Source organism: Xanthomonas sp. SS, assembly GCF_014236835.1.
Taxonomy (GTDB): Bacteria; Pseudomonadota; Gammaproteobacteria; order Xanthomonadales; family Xanthomonadaceae; genus Xanthomonas_A.
Map to the genome: position 1 here is coordinate 1534772 of NZ_CP051190.1, position 20716 is coordinate 1555487.

The following is a 20716-nucleotide window of genomic DNA, read 5'->3' on the forward strand; positions in this document are numbered from 1 at the left end:
GGAATGGAGAAACGGGAATAGGGAAAAGCAGGGCGCCGCGAGCGTGTAGTGTCAGAGGCGAGGGAGGCAGATTTTGTTTTTCGATTCCCCATTCCCGATTCTCCATTCCCAGCCTCCCAGCTATTCAGCCACTTCCTCCACCTTGTCCGGATGCGGCCGCGTATCCGGCAGTTGCCAGAAGATCAGGGTCGAGGTCAGGGTGATCGCGCCGACGCAGACGAAGGTCGCGTGCAGCGCGGCGGTGGCGCCGTGGCTGTCGCCGAGGTGGTCGTTGAAGGCCGCCAGCAGGCTGCCCGCGGCGGCGGCGCCGAAGCCGGTGGCCAGCATCATCACCATCGACAGCAGGCTGTTGCCGGCGCTGGCCTGGTCGCGGTCCAGGTCGCGCAGGGTCACTGTGTTCATGACCGTGAACTGCAACGAATTGACCGCGCCGAACAGCGCGAGCTGCAACAGCCGCCAGCCCAGCGGCTGGCCGGCGTCGAACAGCATGAAGCTGGCCATCGCCACGCCGACCAGCACGGTGTTGGTCATCAGCACCCGGCGATAGCCGTAGCGCTCCACCAGTTTCACCGCTGCGCGCTTGGCGGCCATGCCGGCCAGCGCCACCGGGATCATCATCAGGCCCGCGCGCATCGGACTCATGCCCAGGCCGACCTGCAGCAGCAGCGGGATCAGGAACGGCATGCTGCCGCTGCCCACGCGCGCGAACAGGTTGCCGAGGATGCCGATGCGGAAACTGATCACCTTGAACAGGTGCAGCGGGAACAGCGCCGCCGGCGCGTTGGCCGCGTGCAGCCAGTAGCCGATCAGCGCGGCCAGGCCGGCGATGGCCAGCAGCATCACGAACGCATGGCGCAGGCCCAGCTCGGAAATCCCGTCCAGCGCCAGCGACAGCGCGATCATGCCGAACGCCAGCATCGCGTAGCCGATCAGGTCGAAGCGGGTGCGCTGCTCGCCGTGGAAATCCGGCATCACCTTCAGCGCCGCGGCGAAGCCGATCGCGCCGATCGGCAGGTTGATCAGGAACACCCAGTGCCACGACGCCACCTGCACCAGCCAGCCGCCGAGGGTCGGCCCGACCAGCGGCCCGATCAGCGCCGGGATCGCGATGAAGCTCATCGCGCTCAGGAACTGCTCGCGCGACACCGAGCGCATCACCGCCAGGCGCCCAACCGGCAGCAGCATCGCCCCGCCGATGCCTTGCAGCACGCGCGCGGCGACCAGGTAGGGCAGGCGCGGCGCCGCCGCGCACAGCAGCGAGCCGAGGGTGAACAGCACGATCGCGGCCAGGAAGGTGCGGCGCGTGCCGTAGCGGTCGGCGATCCAGCCCGAGGCGGGAATGAACATCGCCACCGCCAGCGCATAGCTGAACACCACCGACTGCATCTGCAGCGGGCTTTCGCCCAGGCTGCGCGCCATCGCCGGCAGCGCGGTGTTGACGATGGTCGCGTCCAGCATCTGCATGAAGATGGCCAGCGACACCAGCCACAGCAGCGGCCGGAAACTGCGGTAGTTCGGAACGGAGATCGGATCGGGGGAGGGCGCGGACATCGGCACGCACGGCAACGCGAGGGGTGCATAGGATCGCGCAGATCGCGTGGCGGCGTCGTGCAGCAGCGGGCGGTTGTGGTGTGCGGCGAACACGGCAGTCTTGCTGCGATGGCGGATCGAGGCGTGTCGCGCGGGGTGCTGTCTTCGGTTCTGCCGGGGGACTTCAGTACCAAAGTTGTCCGAACCCGTCGGGTCCACTGCTTCGTTCGTCGCGGCTGAAGCCGCTCCTACAGGAGCTTGCGGCGAGTTGGCTGGGTGCACAGGGGCTTCAGCACCGACCGATGCCCGCAGTCGTCGGGTCCACCACTTCGTTCGTCGCGGCTGAAGCCGCTCCTACAGGGGACTTGCGGCAAGCCGGCTGGGTGCACTGTAGGAGGGGCTTCAGCCCCGACCGGTGTCCGCAGCGGTCGGGTTCACCACTTCGTTCGTCGCGGCTGAAGCCGCTCCTACAGGAGCTTGCAGCAAGCCGGCTGGGTGCACTGTGGGAGGGACTTCAGTCCCGACTGCAGGATGGCCGAAGCGCGTGTTGCGCCACTTCTCGCATCCGAGGGACGCAAGGCGCCCAGCGGGTGCGCCGGCTCGGTGTGCGGCGCTATGCCTGCCCGCGACGGCTGTGCCGCTGCACGGCGGCGACCAGGGCGCCGACGTGCTCGGGCTGCATGTCCGGCGACAGCCCGTGGCCGAGGTTGAACACGTGGCCGTCCGCCGAGCCGTTGCCGTCGGCATAGCTGCGCAGCACGCGTTGCACCTCACGTTCGATCGCCGCCGGCGACCCGTACAGCGTCGCCGGGTCCAGATTGCCCTGCAACGCGACGCGGCCGCCGGTGCGGCGCGCGGCATCGGCCAGGTCGATGGTCCAGTCCACGCCCAGGCCTTCGGCGCCGGAGGCGGCCAGTTCTTCCAGATACGGTGCGTTGCCCTTGCCGAACAGGATCAGCGGGGTGCGCTCGGCGCCGTCACCGCGCGGCAGTTCGCGGGCGATGCGCTGCAGGTAGGGCAGCGAGAACTCGCGGTACATCGCCGGGCTGAGCACGCCGCCCCAGGTGTCGAATACCTGCAGAGCCTGCGCGCCGGCCGCGCGCTGCGCCGCCAGGTAGGCGATCACCGCGTCGGTGTTGACCGACAGCAACTGGTGCAGCGCCGCCGGTTCGTTCAAGGCCAGCGCCTTGATCCGCGCGTAGTTGTCGCTGCCGCCGCCCTCGACCATGTAGCAGGCCAAGGTCCACGGGCTGCCGGAGAAGCCGATCAGCGGCACGCTGCCGTCCAGTTCGCGGCGGATCACCCGCACCGCGTCCATCACGTAGCGCAGCTCGGTCTCCATGTCCGGCACGCCGAGCCGGGCGATCGCCGCCGCGTCGCGCACCGGGTGCTTGAACTTCGGGCCTTCGCCTTCGACGAAATACAGCTCCAGGCCCATCGCATCGGGGATGGTGAGGATGTCGGAGAACAGGATCGCCGCGTCCAGCGGGAACCGTGCCAGCGGCTGCAGGGTCACTTCGCAGGCCAGGTCCGGCGTCTTGGCCATGGCCAGGAAGCTGCCGGCGCGGGCGCGGGTGGCGCGGTACTCGGGCAGGTAGCGCCCGGCCTGGCGCATCAGCCACACGGGGGTCTGGTCCACGGGCTCGCGGCGCAGGGCGCGCAGCAGACGGTCGTTCTTGAGCATGGGGGTTTCCTTAGCGCGGGGCGTCGGCGCCGCGAATGAACATGACCTGGAAGCCGCGCTTGATTTGCGCATCGCGGGCTTTCTCGAAGGCGGCGTGGGCCTCGTCCTGCAGCAGGTATTGCTCGCGCTTGAGCTGCGCGCGGCCGCCGATCTGGCCGCTCTCGCGCAACAGTTCCCAGCTGCCGAACAGGTCCGGTTGCAGGGTCAGCTGGATGTAGCGGGGCGGCTCGTTGCCGCCGGGGCGTTGCTGTAGGAAGACGCGCATGGGCCGATTGTACCCATCGCAGGTCGCCGCGGCGTCGGCGCCGGCCGCGCGTTAGGGGATGGGCAGGGAAGCGGGTTGCGCGTTTGGGCCATGGTCGGCGGGTGGCCGCGGCCGCAGGCGGGACGCGTGCATGTGCTGGCGCGTTGAACCATGGACGACGCGCGACGTCCCGGGGCGAGCGCGTCTTGGCGCAGGCCGGCGCCCCGGGCACCGTGCAGGGCACGCGCACATGCTGGCTGGGTGCACTGGTGGGGAGGGGCTTCGGTCCCGACGCTGTCAGACGTCGTCAGGGCCATCACTTCGCTCGTCGCGACTGAAATCGCCCCCACAGGGACTTGCGGCGAGCCGGCCGCCGAGGTCGGATGGATGCCTCGGCGCGGCAGGCTGTGCTACGCCGCGGCCCGCACTGCGGCGTCCAGCACCGCCAGCACCGCGGCCTCGTCCACGTCCGGCACCACCTCGGCCCGGCCGATGCCGCGCCACAGCACCAGCCGCAGGCGCCCGGCGATGTTCTTCTTGTCCAGCCGCATCCGCGCCAGCAGGGCGTGCGGCGCCAGTCCGGCCGGCAGCGCGGTGGGCAGGCCGTAGTCGGCCAGCAGCGCGCGCAGCCGTTCGCTGTCCTGCGCCGTGGACATACCCAGCTGCGCCGACAGTTCGGCCGCCAGCACCATGCCCACCGCCACCGCTTCGCCGTGGTTGAGGTTGGCGTTGCCGGGCGCGCCGTAGCCCTGTTCGGTCTCGATCGCGTGGCCGAAGGTGTGGCCGAGGTTGAGCAGGGCGCGCTCGCCCTTCTCCAGCGGGTCGCGGGCCACGATCTCGGCCTTGTGTTCGCAGCTGCGCGCGATCGCCTGCGCCAGCGCGGCCGGTTCGGCGCCCAGCAGCGCATGGCGTTCGGCGTGCAGCCATTCGAAGAACAGCGGGTCGCGGATCGCGCCGTACTTGATCACCTCGGCCAGGCCGGCGCGCAGTTCGCGCGGCGGCAGGCTGCGCAGGGTGGCGGTGTCGGCCAGTACCGCGCGCGGCGGATGGAACGCGCCGACCAGGTTCTTGCCCTGGGCGATGTCCACCGCGGTCTTGCCGCCGACCGAGGAATCGACCATCGCCAGCAGCGTGGTCGGCAGCTGCACGCAGTCCACCCCGCGCATCCAGCACGCGGCGGCGAAGCCGGCCAGGTCGCCGACCACGCCGCCGCCCAGCGCCAGTACGCAGGCGTCGCGGGTGGCGCCGAGTTCGGCCAGCGCGGCGATCGCCGCGCCGAAATTGTCCAGGGTCTTGGAGGCCTCGCCGGCGGGGATGGTGAAGGCGCCGATCCGCAACTCCGGGCGCGCCGTCAGCAGCGCCTGGCGCACCTGGGCGGCGTACAGCGGGGCCACGTTGCTGTCGCTGAGCAGCAGCACATGGCGGCCGCGCACGTGCTCGGCCAGGCGCGCGCCGTCGTCGAGCAGGCCGGGGCCGATGCGGATGGTGTAGGCCGGGTCGCCTTCGACCGCGACGCTGCGTTGGGGAACAGTCATGCAATGGGGTCCGGAAGTTTCCACGACGCGGCCAGGCGCACGACCAGCTGCGCGGTGGCTTCGGCGGGATTGAGGTGGTCGGTGTCCAGGATCAGGTCGGCGACTTCGCGGTACAGCGGCTCGCGCACCGCGTGCAGCTCGTGCAGCACCCGTTCGCGGTCGCCACGCTGCAGCAGCGGGCGGCTGCGGTCGCGTTGCAGGCGCTGCAGCTGCGAGGCCACGCTGACCCGCAGGTAGACCACGAAGCCGTGCTCGCGCATCTCGTGGCGGCTGTCGGCGTCGAGCACGGCGCCGCCGCCGGTGGAAATGAGGTGGCCGGGGGTGCTGAGCACGCTTTCCAGGACGCTGCGCTCGTGCTCGCGGAAGCCGGCTTCGCCGGCATGCTCGAACAGCGAGGCGATGCTCGCGCCGGTGCGTTCGACGATGGCCTGGTCGCTATCGACGAAGACAAGGCTGAAGCGCTCGGCCAGGCGGCGGCCGATGACGCTCTTGCCGGCTCCCATCGGGCCGACCAGCACGAGATTGGGGGCGGGATTCATCCGCCGATGCTAGCAGACGCGCCGCGTGCGCAGGCCAGTCGCGCATGCTTGCACGCATTGCGCCGAGTGCATGCCGTGGCGCTTGCGGCGCGAGCGCGCCTCGGCGCTGGCCGGCGCGTCTCCGCCTAGCGCGGCGTTGGCGGCCAGTCAGCTGGGACGCACGCATGACGGTCGCGTTGCGCGTCCGCGCAGCCTACGCACGGCATGTGCCGCACGGTGCTGTGGGCCGCGGCCGCGGCTGGCGTGCACAAGACCGATCGCGACGCCAGGTCCAGGCCAACAAGGACCGCCACCAAGGCAGCCCCGCGCTGCCGCGTGCGTCGCGCCGTGCATGGCGCGACAATGGGGCATCGTCTGCCGAGTGCTTGCCGCCATGCCCGATCTCTACGCCGAAGCCCTGTCCACGTTCGCCGACCTGTTCGCGGAGGCGCGGACCAGCGACGAGGCCGAATACAACGCCATGGTCGTGGCCTCGGCCACGCTGGAGGCGCGCCCATCCTCGCGGGTGGTGCTGCTGAAGTCCTACGACGCGCGCGGCTTCGTGTTCTACACCCACCTGGACAGCCAGAAGGGCCGCGAGCTGCAGGCCAACCCGCAGGCCTCGCTGCTGTTCCTGTGGCGGCGCATGCGCGAGGACGGCGTGCAGGTGCGCATCGACGGCGAGGTGCAACTGGTCGCCGCGGCCGAGGCCGATGCGTATTTCGCCTCGCGCCCGCGCATGAGCCAGATCGGCGCGTGGGCGTCGGCGCAGTCGCGCACCTTGCAGTCGCGCGAGGAATTCGAAGAGCGCGTGGCCAAGGCCGAGGCCAGCTTCGAAGGCCGCGAGGTGCCGCGTCCGGACGGCTGGGGCGGGTTCCGCGTGGTGCCGCGCAGCTTCGAGTTCTGGTACGGCGGCAAGTACCGCCTGCACGAGCGCTGGCACTACGCCGCCGACGCCGCCGGCCACTGGTCCAAGCGGATGCTGTTCCCGTGACCAAGGAGTTTTCGATACGCGCCGCCGCTGCCGCCGACCTGCGCGCCTGGGCGGCGCTGCGGATGGCGCTGTGGCCGGACGAGCGCGATGCCTTCGGCGGAGTGGCCGAAGCGCTGCAGCGTGAGGACGCGGCCAATTTCCTGGCCTTCGCCGGCGACGGTCAGGCGATCGGGTTCGCCGACGTCACCCTGCGCCAGGACTACGTCAACGGTACCGACAGTTCGCCGGTGGGGTTTCTGGAAGGCTGGTACGTGGCGCCGGAATGGCGCGGCCACGGCATCGGCCGCGCGCTGCTGCGCGAGGTGCGCGAGTGGACCCGCGCGCAGGGCTGCAGCGAGCTGGCCTCCGATGCGCTGATCGACGATGCCGCGGCGCAGGCCGCGCACCATGCGTGCGGATTCGAGGAAACCGAGCGCGTGGTGTATTTCCGCATGCCGGTCGAGGACTGACATGGGTCCGCAGCGCATCGTCTGCCTGACCGAGGAGCCCACCGAGACGCTGTACGCGCTCGGCGAGCAGGCGCGCATCGTCGGCATCAGCGGCTTCACCGTGCGTCCGCCGCAGGCGCGCCGCGACAAGCCCAAGGTCAGCGCCTTCACCAGCGCCAAGATCGGCGAGATCCTCAAGCTGCAGCCGGATCTGGCGATCGGCTTTTCCGACATCCAGGCCGAGATCGCCGCCGAGCTGGTGCGCAACGGCGTGGAAGTGTGGATCGCCAACCACCGCAGCGTCGACGGCATCCTCGACTACGTCCGCCGGCTCGGCGCGCTGGTCGGCGTCGGGGCGCGTGCCGAGGCCTACGCCGACGAGCTGCAGCGCGGGCTGGACATGCTCGCGGCGCAGGCGGCGGCGCTGCCGCGGCGGCCGAAGGTGTATTTCGAGGAATGGGACGAGCCGATCATCACCGGCATCCGCTGGGTCGCCGAACTGGTGCGCATCGCCGGCGGCGACGACGTGTTTCCGGAGCTGTCGGTGGAACCGCTGGCCAAGGCGCGGATCCTGGCCAACGGCGACGAAGTGGTGCGGCGCGCGCCGGACATCATCCTCGGCTCGTGGTGCGGCAAGCGCTTCCGCCCGGAGCGCGTGGCCGCACGGCCGGGCTGGGCGGCGATCCCGGCGGTGCGCGACGGCCAGCTGTTCGAGATCAAGTCGCCGCTGATCCTGCAGCCCGGCCCGGCGGCATTGACCGACGGTGTACGCGCGATCGCCGCCATCGTGCAGGCCTGGGCGCAGCGCCAGTAGCCGCGCCCGCGCAGTTCAGCGCGGCGCCGTCGGCTGGGTGCGCCCGGCGATGCCCAGGCCGAGCAGCGCCAGCAGCGCCGCCACCGCGAAGGTGGACAGGTACGCGGCAACCACCGACCGGGTCAGCAACGCCGCGAACAGCGAGCCGCCCACCGCCAGCGTGGTCGCCACCGCGATCGCCTCGCTCAGTTGCAGCGCCGAACTGTTCTTGCCCTGTTCGGCCGGCGGCGACAGGGTCAGGGTCAGCACCGACAGGGTCGGATAGATCAGGCCCATGCCCAGGCCGGTGGCGGTCCAGCCGCCGATCGCGATCGCCGCGGGCAGCGCCGGCCACAGCGCCAGCGCGGTGATCGCCACGCCCAGCGTCATCAGGGCACAGCCCACGCGCAGCCGCCGCAGGCGGGTGCCGTCGCGGCCATAGTGGCCCTGGTACCAGGAGCCGGCGAACCAGCCCAGCGCGCCGACGCTCAACGCCACCCCGGCCCAGGTCGGCGACAGCCCGCGTTCGCGCGACAGCAGCAGCGGCAGGAACGCCTCGCAGCCGAAGAACGCCGAGCCGGCGATGCCGCGCAGCGCGATCACGCTGGGCAGCCCGCGTGCCGCGCGCAGGGTGCCCCGCGGCAGCAGCCGCCACGCGCAGGCCAGCAGCAGTGCCAGCGCCGGCAGTACCGTGGCCGCCGCCCAGGCGCCGCGCTGCTGGCCGCCCAGGTACAGCAGGCAGATCCCGGCCGCGGCGCCGATCGACCACAGCAACGACGCCGCACTGGAACGTGTCGCCGTCGCCACGCGCGGCAGGCTGCGCAATGCCGGCTGCAGCAGCGCCGCCGACGGCAGCGCCAGCAGCGGCACCGCCAGGAACACCCAGCGCCAGCCGACGTGTTCGACGATCAGCCCGCTGATGCTCGGCCCGATCAGCGACGGCACCACCCAGCCTGCGGAGAACGCGGCGAAGATGCGCGGCCGCAGCGCCTGCGGGTACAGCCGCGCGACCAGCACATACAGCGCCACCGAGATCGCGCCGGCGCCCAGGCCCTGCACCAGCCGCCCGGCCAGTAGCATCGGCATCGACAGCGCGAAGCCGGCCAGCAGCAGGCCGCACACGAAGCACAGCAGGCCGGCCCACAGCGGCGCCGCCGGACCGCGCAGATCGCTCCAGCGCCCGGCCACGGTCATGCCGATCGCGCTGGTGGCCAGGGTGCCGCCGAACGCCAGCGCGTACAGCCGCAAGCCGTCCAGCTCGCGCGCCACGGTCGGCATCGCGGTGGCCACCGCCAGCGCTTCGAAGGCGATCAGCGAGACCAGCGCGACCATGCCCAGCGTGGTCGCGCGATAGCGCGGTGCCAGTACCGAATCGGCGCCGGACGCTGCGGTTGCCGCGGCATCCGGCAACGCCGGTGCGGCGCCATGGGGCTCGTTGCTGGAAGGTGTGGCGTGATTCATCGAAAAGCCTCGTGCGGTGCAAGCAGGCTACCAGCGCACGCTTGCGCGGCGGGAAGCGGACGCGCAGCATGCAACCTCAACCGGACTCGAGGTCAAGCGATGCACGAGGAACTGAGCGTGGGGCAGGTGGCCGAGCGCAGCGGCGTGGCGGTGTCCGCGCTGCATTTCTACGAGAAGAAGGGCCTGATCCACAGCCTACGCACCGCCGGCAACCAGCGCCGCTATGCGCGCGACGTGCTGCGCCGGCTGGCGGTGATCCGCGTCGCGCAGCGCGTCGGCGTGCCGCTGGACAGCATCAAGGCCGCGTTCGCGCAGTTGCCCGATGCGCGCACGCCCACGCGCGCGGAGTGGGCGCGGATGTCGGCGGCCTGGCGCCAGGAGCTGGACGCACGCATCCTGCAACTGACCCAGTTGCGCCACCAGCTCACCGATTGCATCGGCTGCGGCTGCCTGTCGCTGCGCCGCTGCCGCTTGAGCAATCCTGCCGATGCACTGGGCGCGCAGGGCGAAGGGCCGCAGCGCTGGACATCGCCCTGAGCACGCCGATGCTGGGCGCCACGTCACGTCACGGCGGAAGCGATGCGATGAAGGTGGCGGTGTACAGCGCGCGACGCTACGACGTGAAGTTGCCGGTGCAGGCCAATGCCGCATGGTCATGATCTGTTGTTCGTGCAGGATGCGCTGAGCGTGGTGCCGTTGGCTGCCGGCGCCTGATGTCGTTTCCGAACGTCATCGTCACCGGCCACCAGCGTTCTTCACCGAAGAGGTGATCGGCCAGATCATGGCGGCTGGACAACATCGGCGCCTTCGAACGCGGCGCGCCGGTGCCGAACCCGATTCCGTTGCCGCTCCCGCCCGGCGCCGCAGACGGCGGCGGTTGAAGCGAAACCGCGCTAGAAGCTGCGGCTGAAGCGCACCGTGCCCGCGCCATCGGCGCTGCGCACGTCCACCACGAAATTCAGCTGATCGTGCTCGCTGGTGCGCACCGTGCCGACATAGTCGGTATAGGCGTCGGTGACCGCTTCGCGCAAGGCGATGGGTTGCCGGCGGCCGCTCAGGTCGGCGGCCACGGCACGCACCTCGCCGGTGGCCGGCAGTTCTTCGCCGCTCTGCACGCGGCGCAGCGCGATCATCACCAGGGCGGTATCGGCGGCGCGCACGATGCCGTAGCGGCGCGCCACGCTGTCGCTCATCGCCAGCGTCGGCAGTGCGTTGTAGTGCACCCGCAGCGCACCCAGATCGGCCTGTGCGGGCGTGGCCGCGACCAGCGTGGCGGGGCGCGGCGCGTCCTGCGCCGAGCAGGCGGCCAGGGCCAGGCACAACAGCACGATGGCAGGCAGGCGACGCATCATCGGCGACTCCGGGTCAGTCGTTGGCGGCGGACAGGGCGCGGCCGCGTGCGGCGGCGGCAGCGATGGCGGTGGCGGTCAGCGCTTCGAAGCCGCCGGCCTGGAAGGTCTCGATCGCGGCCTGGGTGGTGCCGTTGGGCGAGGTCACCCGCCGCCGCAGCTCGCTCGGCGCCTCGCCGGATTCGGTGAGCATGCGCGCCGCGCCGAGCACGGTCTGCAGCACCAGCGTGCGCGCCGCGGCGGCCGGCAGGCCCTGGGCGATGCCGGCCGCTTCCATCGCTTCGGCGAGCAGGAACACGTAGGCCGGACCGCTGCCGGAGACCGCGGTGACCGCATCGATCAACGCCTCGTCCTCGACCCAGACGGTGACGCCGGCGGCGGCCAGCAAGCGTTCGGCCTGAAGCTTCCGTTCGGCGCTGGTCTGCGCGTTGGCGAACAGGCCGGTGACCCCGGCGCCGAGCAGTGCCGGCGTGTTCGGCATCGCCCGCACCACCGCATGCGCGCCGCCCAGCCAGCGGTCCAACTGCAGCGCGGTGATGCCGGCGGCGATGGACAGCAGCAGCGGCCGCTGCGCCGCGGCCAGCGCGCTCAGTTCGCCGCACACGCTGCGCAGCACCTGCGGCTTGACCGCGAATACCCACAACGGCGCGCCGTCGGCTGCCTCGGCCGCCGCGGCCACGGCGTGCACGCCATAGTCCGCCACCAGCGCTTCGCGCAGTGCCGGTACCGGCTCGGCGACGCGGATCGTGTCCGCTGCGATGCCCTGGCGGACCAGCCCGGCGATCAGGCTGCGGGCCATGTTGCCGCCACCGATGAAGGCGATGTCGGCGCTGGGGGAGCCGGAGCGGGTAGAGGGCATGGACAGGCACCGAGAACGCGAGGAGCCCCTATGGTAGCGGCTGCGTCGCGCGCCGGCAGTGCGGCCGCCGTCGGCCGTCGAGCGGGCTTAGGGCGGCGTCTGCCGAGAGGTCCGCGCTGGCGACAGGCCGCATCGCCAGCGCGGCTGGCTCAGTTGGCCTCGGTGAAGGTGATCGACGGCGTGGATCCGCCGGCGGCGGAACAGCTGCCCAGGTTCAAGTTGTTGGTTTCGCCGGTGGTGCCGGCATTGGCGGCGCAGATCGGTGCGGCGGTGGAACCGTTGGTGGCGGCCACCTTGACCGTGATCGACGAGCCGGTGTTGAAATTCGCGCTCGAACCGCCGGCATTGCCGACCACGTTGAACTCGGACAGCTTCCACACCGTCGCCAGTTTGACCACGCTGTCCTTGGCGCTCATGCTGTAGGCGGTGTTGCCGTTGGCGAAGGTGATGGTGTCGTTGCCGTTGGCCGTCGCCGAGCCGGTCAGCTTCAGGTTGGCCAATTGCGTCGCGGGCACGTCGGGGGCGCTGACCGCATTGCTGTTGCGGTAGCAGTCCGTGCCGCCATCGCTGAGCCAGCCGCTCGGGCAGCTGGAACCGTAGCCGATCAGCCAGTACTGCATGAACACCGCCGCTTCGCCCTGGGTCTCGTAGTCGGTCGCGTACACGAACTGCTGCCAGACCGTGCAGCCGGAATGCCCGTTGCAGACGCTGGTGGTGCCGTCGTAGTTGGAGTTGATCTGCAGCGAATACTCGTTGGGTCCGAGAATGCCGCCGCCGCCGAAGGCGGCCACGCCGACGCCCTTTTCGGAGGTGACGCCGCTGACCTGGGGGAAGCTGCCGACGGTCTTGCTGATCAGGCTGCTGGACTGCAGGGCGTAGTCGTAGCCGTTGCCGGTGGTTTGCGACGCACCCCAGTGGACGCGGTGCGGGATCGGGTGGATGTGCCGGGTCAAGGTCTTGCAGGTGTCCGCTTGCCAGTTCGTGTTGGGGTAGGTGGCGTGGAAACAGCCTTCCGCGGGGGTCGGCAGGTGCGCCATGGTGTCGCGCCACGTGGTGCGCGCGCTGGCTTCGGCAGGCGTCATCAGCGGATCGTCCGCACTCCACGCGCCTGTCGCCAACGGCGCCGCCATCGCGGCCGGGACCTGCAGAAAACCGGCAACACAAGCAGCAAGCAACAATCTGGTCGATGCATCCATTTGGTTGACCTCGTACGTGCCGATCGCATTCGGCGATGGACGGCGGAGAGCCCGCTGTCGCCGCCATGGGAGCGGAGTTTTCCGAGTCAGAACCTTGACCGACTTAACGGTTGCACATGCCGTCTATGCATGAGGCTTGCTTCAAGCGGAAACACTATGGTTTTCAAGCGTTTGAGCTACGACATATTTCCGATGTCGCTTAATCGCGTTTGAATATTTCGTAGACAAGCATTCGGCTGCGCCTGCCGCTGCCACCTCTTGCCCGGTTGCGCGGCGTTGTCAGGGCGTGGCGTGCGACGCGCGGCTGCCGAACAGCGCGGTGCCGATGCGGACCATGGTCGCGCCGTCGGCGATCGCCGCGGCGAAGTCGCCGCTCATGCCCATCGACAGCGTGTCGGCGTCGGGGTGCCGCGCTTGCAGGCCGTCGAGCAGGGTGCGCATGCGTTGGAACGCCGCCCGCCGCCGCGCCTGTTCGGGAAACGGCGCCGGGATCGCCATCAGCCCGCGCAGGCGCAGCGTCGGCTGCGCGGCGACGGCCGCGGCCAGCGCGTCCACCGCGTCGGGGGCGCAGCCGTGCTTGCTGGTCTCGTCGTCGATGTTGACCTGGATCAGCACGTTCAGCGGCGGCCGCTGCGCCGGGCGGTAGCGGCCCAGGGCGGCGACCAGCTTGATCCGGTCCACGCTCTGCACCCAGTCGAACAACGCGGCGGCCTGTTCGGCCTTGTTCGACTGCAGGTGGCCGATCAGGTGCCATTGCAACTGCAGCGGCGCCAGTTCGGCGATCTTGCCGGCCGCCTCCTGCACGTAGTTTTCGCCGAACGCGCGTTGCCCCTGCGCGGCCAGGGCCGCGATCGCCGCGACCGGTTGGGTCTTGGACACGGCCAGCAGGTGCGCCGGCGGGCGCTGCGCGGCGGCCGCGGCGCGGTCCATGTCCAGGCGGATCTGCTGCAGGGGGGAGAGGGGCACGGGCGGCGCTTCTGGCAACGGGGAAGGGCGCTATACTGCCGCCCGGGGAATCATCCTTCCAGTCGCAGCCCAAGGGGAAAAGCAGCGTATGGATATCGCTGAACTATTGGCGTTCTCGGTCAAGAACAAGGCATCCGACCTGCACCTGTCCGCCGGCCTGCCGCCGATGATCCGGGTCGATGGCGACGTGCGCCGCATCAACATCCCGGCGCTAGACCACAAACAGGTGCACGCGCTGGTGTACGACATCATGTCGGACAAGCAGCGCCGCGACTACGAAGAGTTCCTCGAAGTCGACTTCTCGTTCGAGATTCCCAGCCTGGCGCGCTTCCGCGTCAACGCGTTCAACCAGAACCGCGGCGCCGGCGCGGTGTTCCGCACCATTCCCTCGGAAGTGCTGACCCTGGAAGACCTGGGCTGCCCGCCGATCTTCCGCCAGCTGATCGACCAGCCGCAGGGCCTGATCCTGGTCACCGGGCCGACCGGCTCGGGCAAGTCGACCACGCTCGCCGGCATGATCGACTACATCAACAAGAACGAATACGGCCACATCCTCACCGTCGAGGATCCGATCGAATTCGTGCACACCTCGCAGAAGTGCCTGATCAACCAGCGCGAAGTGCACCGCGACACGCACGGCTTCAACGAGGCGCTGCGCTCGGCGCTGCGCGAAGACCCGGACATCATCCTGGTCGGCGAGTTGCGCGACCTGGAAACCATCCGCCTGGCGCTGACCGCTGCGGAAACCGGGCACCTGGTGTTTGGCACCCTGCACACCAGCTCGGCGGCCAAGACCATCGACCGCATCATCGACGTGTTCCCGGCCGGCGAAAAGCCGATGGTGCGCTCGATGCTGTCCGAATCGCTGCGCGCGGTGATCTCGCAGGCACTGCTGAAGAAGGTCGGCGGCGGTCGCACCGCGGCCTGGGAGATCATGGTCGGCACCCCGGCGATCCGCAACCTGATCCGCGAGGACAAGGTGGCGCAGATGTATTCGGCGATCCAGACCGGCCAGCAGACCGGCATGCAGACCCTGGACCAGCACCTGCAGGACCTGGTCAAGCGCAGCCTGATCACCCGCAACCAGGCGCGCGAGTATGCCAAGGACAAGCGTGTGTTCGAGTAGCCGGGATTGGGGATTCGGGATTGGGGATTGGCAGGGCAACTCGCCAGCCCGGTTCTTGCGAATCCCGAATCCCCAATCCCCAATCCCGGAGTTCAAGCCATGAGCACCATCGACTTCACCTCGTTCCTGAAACTGATGGCGCACCAGAAGGCGTCGGATCTGTTCATCACTTCGGGCATGCCGCCGGCGATCAAGGTGCACGGCAAGATCACCCCGATCACGCAGACGCCGCTGACCTCGCAGCAGAGCCGCGACCTGGTGCTGAACGTGATGACTCCGGCGCAGCGCGAGGAGTTCGAGAAGACCCACGAGTGCAACTTCGCCATCGGCGTGGCCGGGGTCGGGCGCTTCCGCGTCAGCTGCTTCTACCAGCGCAACCAGGTCGGCATGGTGCTGCGCCGGATCGAGACGCGCATTCCCACCGTCGACGAGCTGAACCTGCCGCCGGTGATCAAGACCCTGGCGATGACCAAGCGCGGCATCATCATCTTCGTCGGCGCCACCGGCACCGGCAAGTCGACCTCGTTGGCGGCGATGATCGGCTACCGCAACCAGAATTCCACCGGCCACATCATCACCATCGAAGACCCGATCGAGTTCGTGCACAAGCACGAGGGCTGCATCATCACCCAGCGCGAAGTCGGCATCGACACCGACAGCTGGGAGAACGCGCTGAAGAACACTCTGCGCCAGGCGCCGGACGTGATCATGATCGGCGAGGTGCGCACCCGCGAAGGCATGGACCACGCGATCTCCTTCGCCGAAACCGGCCACCTGGTGCTGTGCACCCTGCACGCCAACAACGCCAACCAGGCGATGGACCGCATCATCAACTTCTTCCCCGAGGACCGCCGCAGCCAGCTGCTGATGGATCTGTCGCTGAACATGCGCGGCGTGGTCGCCCAGCAGCTGATTCCCACCCCCGACGGCAAGGGCCGGCGCGTGGCGATGGAGATCATGCTCGGCACGCCGCTGGTGCAGGACTACATCCGCGAGGGCGAGATCCACAAGCTCAAGGACGTGATGAAGGAATCCACCAACCTGGGCATGAAGACCTTCGACCAGAGCCTGTTCGAGCTGTACCAGGCCGGCGAGATCAGCTACGAAGACGCGCTGCGCCACGCCGACTCGCAGAACGAAGTGCGCCTGCGCATCAAGCTCGCCCAGGGCGGCGACGCCAAGACCCTGGCGCAGGGCATGGACGGGGTGGAGATCGCCGAGGTGCGCTGAGCCGGCCTGGCCGGCGATCGGGAGTGCAGGCGCAGGGCACGATGACACGGAGTCGACGTGATCCCGGTTATATCCAGTTCGTCAACCGGTGTCGTGTTTTCAGCCACATGCTCGCGGGGTCCATCGAGGACTCTTCAACCAAAGGGAAGGAGTCTGCGTGAACGACGCGCCTGAAGTGCTCTGGTCCACGCAGCCGCATGCCGGCTACTACATCAATTCGGTGGCGGTGTCCGGCGATGGCCATGTCATCGCCGCCGGCACCTTCTTCCACGACTATGGCGGCGGGTCGCAGAGTGCCGGGCTGGACGCCGTGCCCGTCGCCCAGCGCAAGATTTTCGAACGCATCGACCCTGCCGCCACGCGCAGCGATGTGCGCGGCAACCAGGACGGGACCTTCGGCACCTACGCCTGGGATCGTACCGGCCAGCCGCTGCTGGCGAAGGAATTCGACGGCTGGCAGGGCGTGTATTGGGTCGATGTCGCGGCGAACGGCAGTACCGTCGCCAGTTGCGGCTGGAGGAGCCAGAATCCGTACGCGGGCTTCATCGGTGCCTGGTCGGTGCCCGGCGGCGAAGAGCTGCTGTCGTATCCGCTGACTGGGGGCCGCGGCAACATGGTGTCGCTGGATGGGCGCGGGCTGACCTTGCTGGCCGGTGCCGATCAGGGCTATCTGTTCTGCCGCACCGGCGCCGCCGCAACCTTCCCCGCGCCTGTGTACATCACGCTGAGCGCTGCCGGCGACACCGTCGTCGCCACGGGCCTCTCCATCGACGGCAGCACCGGGCTGGTGGCCAGCTACCACGGCGAGATCATCCTGTTCTCGATCGCGTCCGGACAACCGACGGCGCTGGCGCGCTGGCAGTTGCCCAATGGCGCCTACACCCATGTCGCGGCGCTGTCCGGCGATGGGCTCAGGGCCTATGCCGGCGCCGGCGACGGCACGCTGTACGCGTTCGACGTGGCCGCGTTCCAGCGCACGCCCGCGCCGGCCTGGAGCGTGGCGGCACCGGGGGGCGTGAAGACCATCTACGGGCTGGCCTGCGATGCCGCCGGAGACAAGGTCGCGATCGCCGGCAACCTCACGCAGGGCGGCATCGTCGCCGTGTTCGCCGATACCGGCAGCGCGGCCCAGCCGCAGTGGACGGCGTCCAGCCAGTACTCGCCCAACTGCCTGGCATTCGACCCTGGCGGGCGCTGGTTGGGGCTGGCCGATGGCCACCCCGACGGCACGCCTGGCGGGTTTACCCTGTGGGATGCGAGCGATGGCGCGCTGCAATGGAACTGGGCCGCGGGCAACATGAGCTGGCCGATCCGTCTGAGCGGCGATGCGTCGGTGGTGGTGGGCGGCAGCGACGACAGCTCGGTCACCGCGTTCGTCGGCCCCGGTTCGGCCACCGCCCGGAGCCGGCCGGAGGCGGATGGATGACAGGCTGGGACGCCGAGGCGCCGTTCCGCACGCGCGCCGCGGCGCCGCGCCGTCCCGGCGCGCTGCTGGTGTTGTCGGTGGCGCTGGTGGCGGCGTGGTTGGCGGGCTTCGAGTTGGCACGGGTCCTGGGATATCAGACGCATGCCAGCCTGTGGTTCCCGCCGGTGGCGGTGACGTTGGCCGCCTTCATGGTGCTGGGCTGGCGCGGTGCGCCGGCGATCGCCATCGCGTGCGTGCTGGCCACGCTGCTCAGCTTCTATCGCACCACCGGCCACACGGTCGTCCCCGATCGGGCGGTCCTGCAGTACGCGCTGCTGTTCACCGCGCAACATTTCTGCATCTGGGGCGGCCTGGCCTGGCTGCTGCGCCGGGTCGGCCAAGGGATGTCCTCGACCAGCCTGCCGCGCGCGGTCACCTACTTCATCCTGGGCGGCGGAGTGGCCTCGCTGCTGTCTGCCTGCCTGGGCGGCGCGGGTCTGGTCGTCACCGGCGCCATCGACCTGCCGACCATGTTCTCCCAGTCGATCCCGTGGGCGATCGGCGACTACGCCGGTCTGCTGGCGCTCGGCCCGCTGGCGATCCTCGCGCTACTGCGTCTGGCCGAGTCCCTGCAGATCGCGCCGCGGCCTGGCATCCCGCGCTTGTCGGGGATGATCGCGCCGAGCGGAAGCGCCGCGGGCTATGTGGTCAAGCTGGGGCTCCTGCTCGGCATCACCCTGGCGGTGATGTGGCTCGCGGCCGCGTTGCCGCGACAGCCGGCGGTGGTCTTCGCGTTGTTCGTGGTGGTGGTGATCCAGTTGTGGATCGTGCATACCCACGGGATGCTGCAGGCGCTGGTGGCGATCGCCGCCTTCAGTCTGCTGATCGCGCTGGCCACGCCGCTGCTGCGGCTCGAGGCGCAGGCGCTCGCGCTGCAGTTCGCCATGATCAGCCTGGCGGCGAACAGCTACTTCGGTTTGGCCGTCCCCGGGCTCTACGCCGACAACACGCGGCTGCGCCATGCGCTGGTGCGCGATCCGGTGACCGGGGCGCTGTCGCGGACGGGATTCCTGGAGCAGGTGCTCAACGATCTGCAACTGGCCGCGCAGGAGCCACGTCCGTTGGCGGTGATCGTCGCCGACATGGACAACCTCAAGGCGATCAACGACCAGTTCGGACACGCCGCCGGCGATGCGGCCTTGCGTGCTTTCGTCAAGCGGTGCCGGAGCTGTCTGCGGTCGGGCCAGTTGCTTGGGCGCCGCGGGGGCGACGAGTTCGCGCTGTACCTGCCGCTGACCACGCCGGAGAAGGCGCGCGGGCTCACCGATGCGCTGCGTGGGGCGCTTGCCAAGCCCGGCGAGGACGACGGGTTCGCGACCGGGCTGTCGGCCAGCTTCGGCCTGGCCCTGTGCAACCGGCGGGATCTGGACGCGGAGGCGCTGGAGGAACTTCTCGAACGCGCCGATGCGGAGATGTACGCGGACAAGCGGCAGCGCCGCGCCTTCGCTCGCTGACCGCGGTCGACGCGGCGCGATTCGACAAACGCATCGGCCGAGTGCCACGCATGCAAATAGACAACCCCTATGCCGTCCCCGCCGCCGCGCTGCCTGATGCCGCGCCCGCGATGGCCCCTGCCACTGATCCCCTGTCCACGCTGTTCGCGCCGTCGGCGGCCAAGCTGGCGCTGCTGTGCGCCACCACCTTCGGCTGGTACGCGCTGTACTGGTTCTACCGCAATTGGCAGGCGATCCGCCTGATCTCCGGCCGCCGGCGCATCTCGCCGGTGTGGCGCTCGGTGTTCTCGCTGATCTGGATCTTCGCCTGTTTCCGCACGCTCGATCGCTTGATCGGCGCGCATCGTCGCGCGGCGCTGGGTTGGTGGGGGCCGGCCTTGGTCTACGTCGGGTTGAGCCTGCTGTCGGCATGGCCGTCGCGGTTGTCGTTCCTGGCACTGTTGTCGTGGACGCCGCTGCTCGCGATCAACCATCGCCTGGTCCGCTTCAAGCGAGCGCGCGGCTTGCCGGAACGTCCACAGGAGCGGTTCACCGCGTGGACGTGGGGATGGCTGGCGATCGCTGCCCCATTCCTTGCGTTGGCGATCTTTGTGCTGATGTTCAACGTTCTGCTGCAGCAACCGATTCATGTGAACTTGCCGGCACCGCGCTGAGCGGCATCCCGGGGTGGCGGCGCAGCGCCGGTCCAGGCATGCGCTCGCGATCCGCGGACGAAGTTTCATATGCAACCACCGCCCGGCTTGGTGTCTAATACCGCACCCCGCGTCGTGCCTATTCCCCGTGAGCCTCCCCGATTCCGATCTGCGTCCGGACCTGGACCCTTTGCCCGACGACGGCACCGTCGTCACCTCCGGGCCGTTGACGCCGCCTGCCGATTCGGCCGGCACCGCGCTCGATGCGCAGGCGCTGCGGCACAGCGTGGCCGAAGACATCCAGGGCATGCTGCTGGCGACGCTGGTGGCCTCGCTGGGCCTGGCGGTGTTCGCCAAGGGCGGGCTGATGATCGGCGGCATGGCCGGGGTGGCGTTCCTGCTGCACTACGCGCTGGGCTGGAACTTCGGCCTGATGTTCGTGCTGGTGAACCTGCCGTTCTACTGGTTGTCGGTGCGGCGCATGGGCTGGGAATTCACCCTGAAGACCTTCGCCGCGGTCGCCGCCTGCGGAGTGCTGACCGATCTGCTGCCGCGCTGGGCGCAGTATTCGGCGATGACGCCGCTGTATTCGGCGCTGGTCGGCGGCGCGCTGGTCGGGCTGGCGATCCTGTTCTTCATCCGCCACCGCGCCAGCCTCGGCGGCGTCGGCATCCTGGCGGTCTACCTGCAGCGCAGCCGCGGCTGGAGCGCGGGCAAGGTGCAGATGAGTTTCGACGGGGCGCTGATGCTGATCGCGTTCTTCGTGCTGGCGCCGCAGCAGGTGCTGTACTCGGCGATCGGTGCGGTGGTGCTGAGCCTGGTGCTGATGTTCAACCACCGCTCCGGGCGCTACATGGGCGTGTGAGCGCAGGCCGCGGCGCCTGCTGCTTGGTGTGTTCGGCGCAATGCGTATCGCCGCGTCGAACGGCCAGGGCGGATGCCGAGGCTGTTCGATGCTTCGTAACGATGCACCGCTTGCCTGCACGTCGCAGCCGTTTCGCAAAAAAAGCGCGCGTCAGGCGGATTCCATCGATGCGCACTGCATGCCGCACGACCACGCCACCGATCCAGCGACTGCCGCCATGCGGCCGTGGTCCGCGTGCAGCGATCGGCCGTGGACGCAACTGTCTACGGGATATCCCGCGTGTCTACGAAATGGCCTTGTCGGCGCGTTCGTCGTCGGCGCATGCTGGCTGCGCAGGCGAGGGGCAATACGCGCGAATGACGTGACGCGATCCACGGGAGTCATCGT

The 20716-nt window shown here is 69.7% G+C and carries 20 protein-coding genes; 10 read left to right on the plus strand and 10 right to left on the minus strand.

Annotation, left to right across the window (positions count from 1 at the left end; genetic code table 11):
• Nucleotides 1-120: 120 nt before the first annotated feature.
• The 5 genes from HEP74_RS06365 to HEP74_RS06385 all read right to left on the minus strand — a co-directional run bounded on the left by HEP74_RS06365 (nucleotide 121) and on the right by HEP74_RS06385 (nucleotide 5532).
• Nucleotides 121-1551 (minus strand): multidrug transporter subunit MdtD, encoded by a 1431-nt coding sequence (locus HEP74_RS06365; protein ID WP_185815694.1) that lies wholly within the window; start codon nucleotides 1549-1551, stop codon nucleotides 121-123.
• Nucleotides 1552-2143: 592 nt separating this feature from the next.
• Nucleotides 2144-3214, minus strand: coding sequence for a uroporphyrinogen decarboxylase (hemE, locus tag HEP74_RS06370; protein ID WP_185815695.1), 1071 nt, complete (start codon nucleotides 3212-3214; stop codon nucleotides 2144-2146).
• Between the two features lie 10 nt (nucleotides 3215-3224).
• Nucleotides 3225-3479 (minus strand): WGR domain-containing protein, encoded by a 255-nt coding sequence (locus HEP74_RS06375; RefSeq protein ID WP_185815696.1) that lies wholly within the window; start codon nucleotides 3477-3479, stop codon nucleotides 3225-3227.
• A 389-nt stretch (nucleotides 3480-3868) separates the two neighbouring features.
• Complete coding sequence (aroB, locus tag HEP74_RS06380) at nucleotides 3869-4993, minus strand: 3-dehydroquinate synthase (protein WP_185815697.1); 1125 nt, start codon at nucleotides 4991-4993, stop codon at nucleotides 3869-3871.
• Nucleotides 4990-5532, minus strand: coding sequence for a shikimate kinase (locus HEP74_RS06385; protein ID WP_185815698.1), 543 nt, complete (start codon nucleotides 5530-5532; stop codon nucleotides 4990-4992). Before HEP74_RS06385 ends, aroB begins: the two co-directional genes overlap by 4 nt.
• Nucleotides 5533-5905: 373 nt before the next feature.
• On the opposite strand from HEP74_RS06385, the gene pdxH reads away from it, so the two are divergent.
• From pdxH to HEP74_RS06400, 3 genes are read left to right on the plus strand one after another with little or no spacing between them, the layout of a single operon-like run.
• Nucleotides 5906-6505 (plus strand): pyridoxamine 5'-phosphate oxidase, encoded by a 600-nt coding sequence (gene pdxH, locus HEP74_RS06390; RefSeq protein WP_185815699.1) that lies wholly within the window; start codon nucleotides 5906-5908, stop codon nucleotides 6503-6505.
• A complete protein-coding gene (aac(6'), locus tag HEP74_RS06395) occupies nucleotides 6502-6954 on the plus strand; it encodes an aminoglycoside 6'-N-acetyltransferase (protein ID WP_255424018.1) in 453 nt (150 codons plus the stop codon). The genes pdxH and aac(6') overlap by 4 nt, the downstream gene beginning before the upstream one ends.
• 1 nt (nucleotide 6955) lies before the next feature.
• The gene (locus HEP74_RS06400; RefSeq protein WP_185815700.1) at nucleotides 6956-7747 is read left to right on the plus strand and encodes a cobalamin-binding protein; all 792 of its coding nucleotides are present in this window, start codon (nucleotides 6956-6958) and stop codon (nucleotides 7745-7747) included.
• A gap of 15 nt (nucleotides 7748-7762) precedes the next feature.
• On the opposite strand, the gene HEP74_RS06405 is transcribed toward HEP74_RS06400, so the two are convergent.
• Nucleotides 7763-9187: an MFS transporter gene (locus HEP74_RS06405; protein ID WP_185815701.1), complete on the minus strand. Its 1425-nt coding sequence runs from the start codon at nucleotides 9185-9187 to the stop codon at nucleotides 7763-7765.
• A 99-nt stretch (nucleotides 9188-9286) separates the two neighbouring features.
• Between HEP74_RS06405 and soxR the strand changes: the two genes are divergently transcribed.
• On the plus strand, nucleotides 9287-9724 hold the full coding sequence (gene soxR, locus HEP74_RS06410; protein WP_185815702.1) for a redox-sensitive transcriptional activator SoxR: 438 nt from the start codon (nucleotides 9287-9289) through the stop codon (nucleotides 9722-9724).
• 356 nt (nucleotides 9725-10080) lie between these two features.
• Here soxR and HEP74_RS06415 read toward each other — a convergent pair whose 3' ends face one another.
• From HEP74_RS06415 to HEP74_RS06430, 4 genes are all read right to left on the minus strand, one after another.
• Complete coding sequence (locus tag HEP74_RS06415; protein ID WP_255427903.1) at nucleotides 10081-10539, minus strand: DUF4426 domain-containing protein; 459 nt, start codon at nucleotides 10537-10539, stop codon at nucleotides 10081-10083.
• A 13-nt stretch (nucleotides 10540-10552) separates the two neighbouring features.
• The gene (gene proC, locus HEP74_RS06420; RefSeq protein ID WP_185815703.1) at nucleotides 10553-11395 is read right to left on the minus strand and encodes a pyrroline-5-carboxylate reductase; all 843 of its coding nucleotides are present in this window, start codon (nucleotides 11393-11395) and stop codon (nucleotides 10553-10555) included.
• Between the two features lie 149 nt (nucleotides 11396-11544).
• Nucleotides 11545-12573: a hypothetical protein gene (locus tag HEP74_RS06425; protein WP_185816528.1), complete on the minus strand. Its 1029-nt coding sequence runs from the start codon at nucleotides 12571-12573 to the stop codon at nucleotides 11545-11547.
• Between the two features lie 297 nt (nucleotides 12574-12870).
• Nucleotides 12871-13557 carry a YggS family pyridoxal phosphate-dependent enzyme gene (locus HEP74_RS06430; RefSeq protein WP_185815704.1) on the minus strand — a complete coding sequence of 229 codons (687 nt, stop codon included), beginning with the start codon at nucleotides 13555-13557 and terminating at the stop codon, nucleotides 12871-12873.
• 88 nt (nucleotides 13558-13645) lie between these two features.
• On the opposite strand from HEP74_RS06430, the gene HEP74_RS06435 reads away from it, so the two are divergent.
• The 6 genes from HEP74_RS06435 to HEP74_RS06460 all read left to right on the plus strand — a co-directional run bounded on the left by HEP74_RS06435 (nucleotide 13646) and on the right by HEP74_RS06460 (nucleotide 20329).
• A complete protein-coding gene (locus HEP74_RS06435; RefSeq protein WP_185815705.1) occupies nucleotides 13646-14683 on the plus strand; it encodes a type IV pilus twitching motility protein PilT in 1038 nt (345 codons plus the stop codon).
• Between the two features lie 99 nt (nucleotides 14684-14782).
• Nucleotides 14783-15913, plus strand: coding sequence for a PilT/PilU family type 4a pilus ATPase (locus HEP74_RS06440; RefSeq protein ID WP_185815706.1), 1131 nt, complete (start codon nucleotides 14783-14785; stop codon nucleotides 15911-15913).
• A gap of 157 nt (nucleotides 15914-16070) precedes the next feature.
• Complete coding sequence (locus HEP74_RS06445; RefSeq protein WP_185815707.1) at nucleotides 16071-17339, plus strand: WD40 repeat domain-containing protein; 1269 nt, start codon at nucleotides 16071-16073, stop codon at nucleotides 17337-17339.
• Nucleotides 17336-18832: a GGDEF domain-containing protein gene (locus HEP74_RS06450; protein ID WP_185816529.1), complete on the plus strand. Its 1497-nt coding sequence runs from the start codon at nucleotides 17336-17338 to the stop codon at nucleotides 18830-18832. Before HEP74_RS06445 ends, HEP74_RS06450 begins: the two co-directional genes overlap by 4 nt.
• Nucleotides 18833-18942: 110 nt before the next feature.
• Complete coding sequence (locus HEP74_RS06455) at nucleotides 18943-19485, plus strand: MFS transporter permease (RefSeq protein WP_255427905.1); 543 nt, start codon at nucleotides 18943-18945, stop codon at nucleotides 19483-19485.
• 169 nt (nucleotides 19486-19654) lie between these two features.
• A complete protein-coding gene (locus HEP74_RS06460; RefSeq protein ID WP_185816530.1) occupies nucleotides 19655-20329 on the plus strand; it encodes a YitT family protein in 675 nt (224 codons plus the stop codon).
• Nucleotides 20330-20716 lie beyond the last annotated feature (387 nt).

Bases quoted from the DNA above. Each gene is read 5' to 3' on its own strand.
- HEP74_RS06435 (WP_185815705.1), top strand. From the start codon at position 13,646: ATGGATATCGCTGAACTATTGGCGTTCTCGGTCAAGAACAAGGCATCC.
- HEP74_RS06385 (WP_185815698.1), bottom strand. From the start codon at position 5,532: ATGAATCCCGCCCCCAATCTCGTGCTGGTCGGCCCGATGGGAGCCGGC.
- HEP74_RS06415 (WP_255427903.1), bottom strand. From the start codon at position 10,539: ATGATGCGTCGCCTGCCTGCCATCGTGCTGTTGTGCCTGGCCCTGGCC.
- HEP74_RS06450 (WP_185816529.1), top strand. From the start codon at position 17,336: ATGACAGGCTGGGACGCCGAGGCGCCGTTCCGCACGCGCGCCGCGGCG.
- HEP74_RS06365 (WP_185815694.1), bottom strand. From the start codon at position 1,551: ATGTCCGCGCCCTCCCCCGATCCGATCTCCGTTCCGAACTACCGCAGT.
- HEP74_RS06375 (WP_185815696.1), bottom strand. From the start codon at position 3,479: ATGCGCGTCTTCCTACAGCAACGCCCCGGCGGCAACGAGCCGCCCCGC.
- soxR (WP_185815702.1), top strand. From the start codon at position 9,287: ATGCACGAGGAACTGAGCGTGGGGCAGGTGGCCGAGCGCAGCGGCGTG.
- pdxH (WP_185815699.1), top strand. From the start codon at position 5,906: ATGCCCGATCTCTACGCCGAAGCCCTGTCCACGTTCGCCGACCTGTTC.
- proC (WP_185815703.1), bottom strand. From the start codon at position 11,395: ATGCCCTCTACCCGCTCCGGCTCCCCCAGCGCCGACATCGCCTTCATC.
- HEP74_RS06440 (WP_185815706.1), top strand. From the start codon at position 14,783: ATGAGCACCATCGACTTCACCTCGTTCCTGAAACTGATGGCGCACCAG.
- hemE (WP_185815695.1), bottom strand. From the start codon at position 3,214: ATGCTCAAGAACGACCGTCTGCTGCGCGCCCTGCGCCGCGAGCCCGTG.
- HEP74_RS06455 (WP_255427905.1), top strand. From the start codon at position 18,943: ATGGCCCCTGCCACTGATCCCCTGTCCACGCTGTTCGCGCCGTCGGCG.
- aroB (WP_185815697.1), bottom strand. From the start codon at position 4,993: ATGACTGTTCCCCAACGCAGCGTCGCGGTCGAAGGCGACCCGGCCTAC.
- HEP74_RS06400 (WP_185815700.1), top strand. From the start codon at position 6,956: ATGGGTCCGCAGCGCATCGTCTGCCTGACCGAGGAGCCCACCGAGACG.
- HEP74_RS06405 (WP_185815701.1), bottom strand. From the start codon at position 9,187: ATGAATCACGCCACACCTTCCAGCAACGAGCCCCATGGCGCCGCACCG.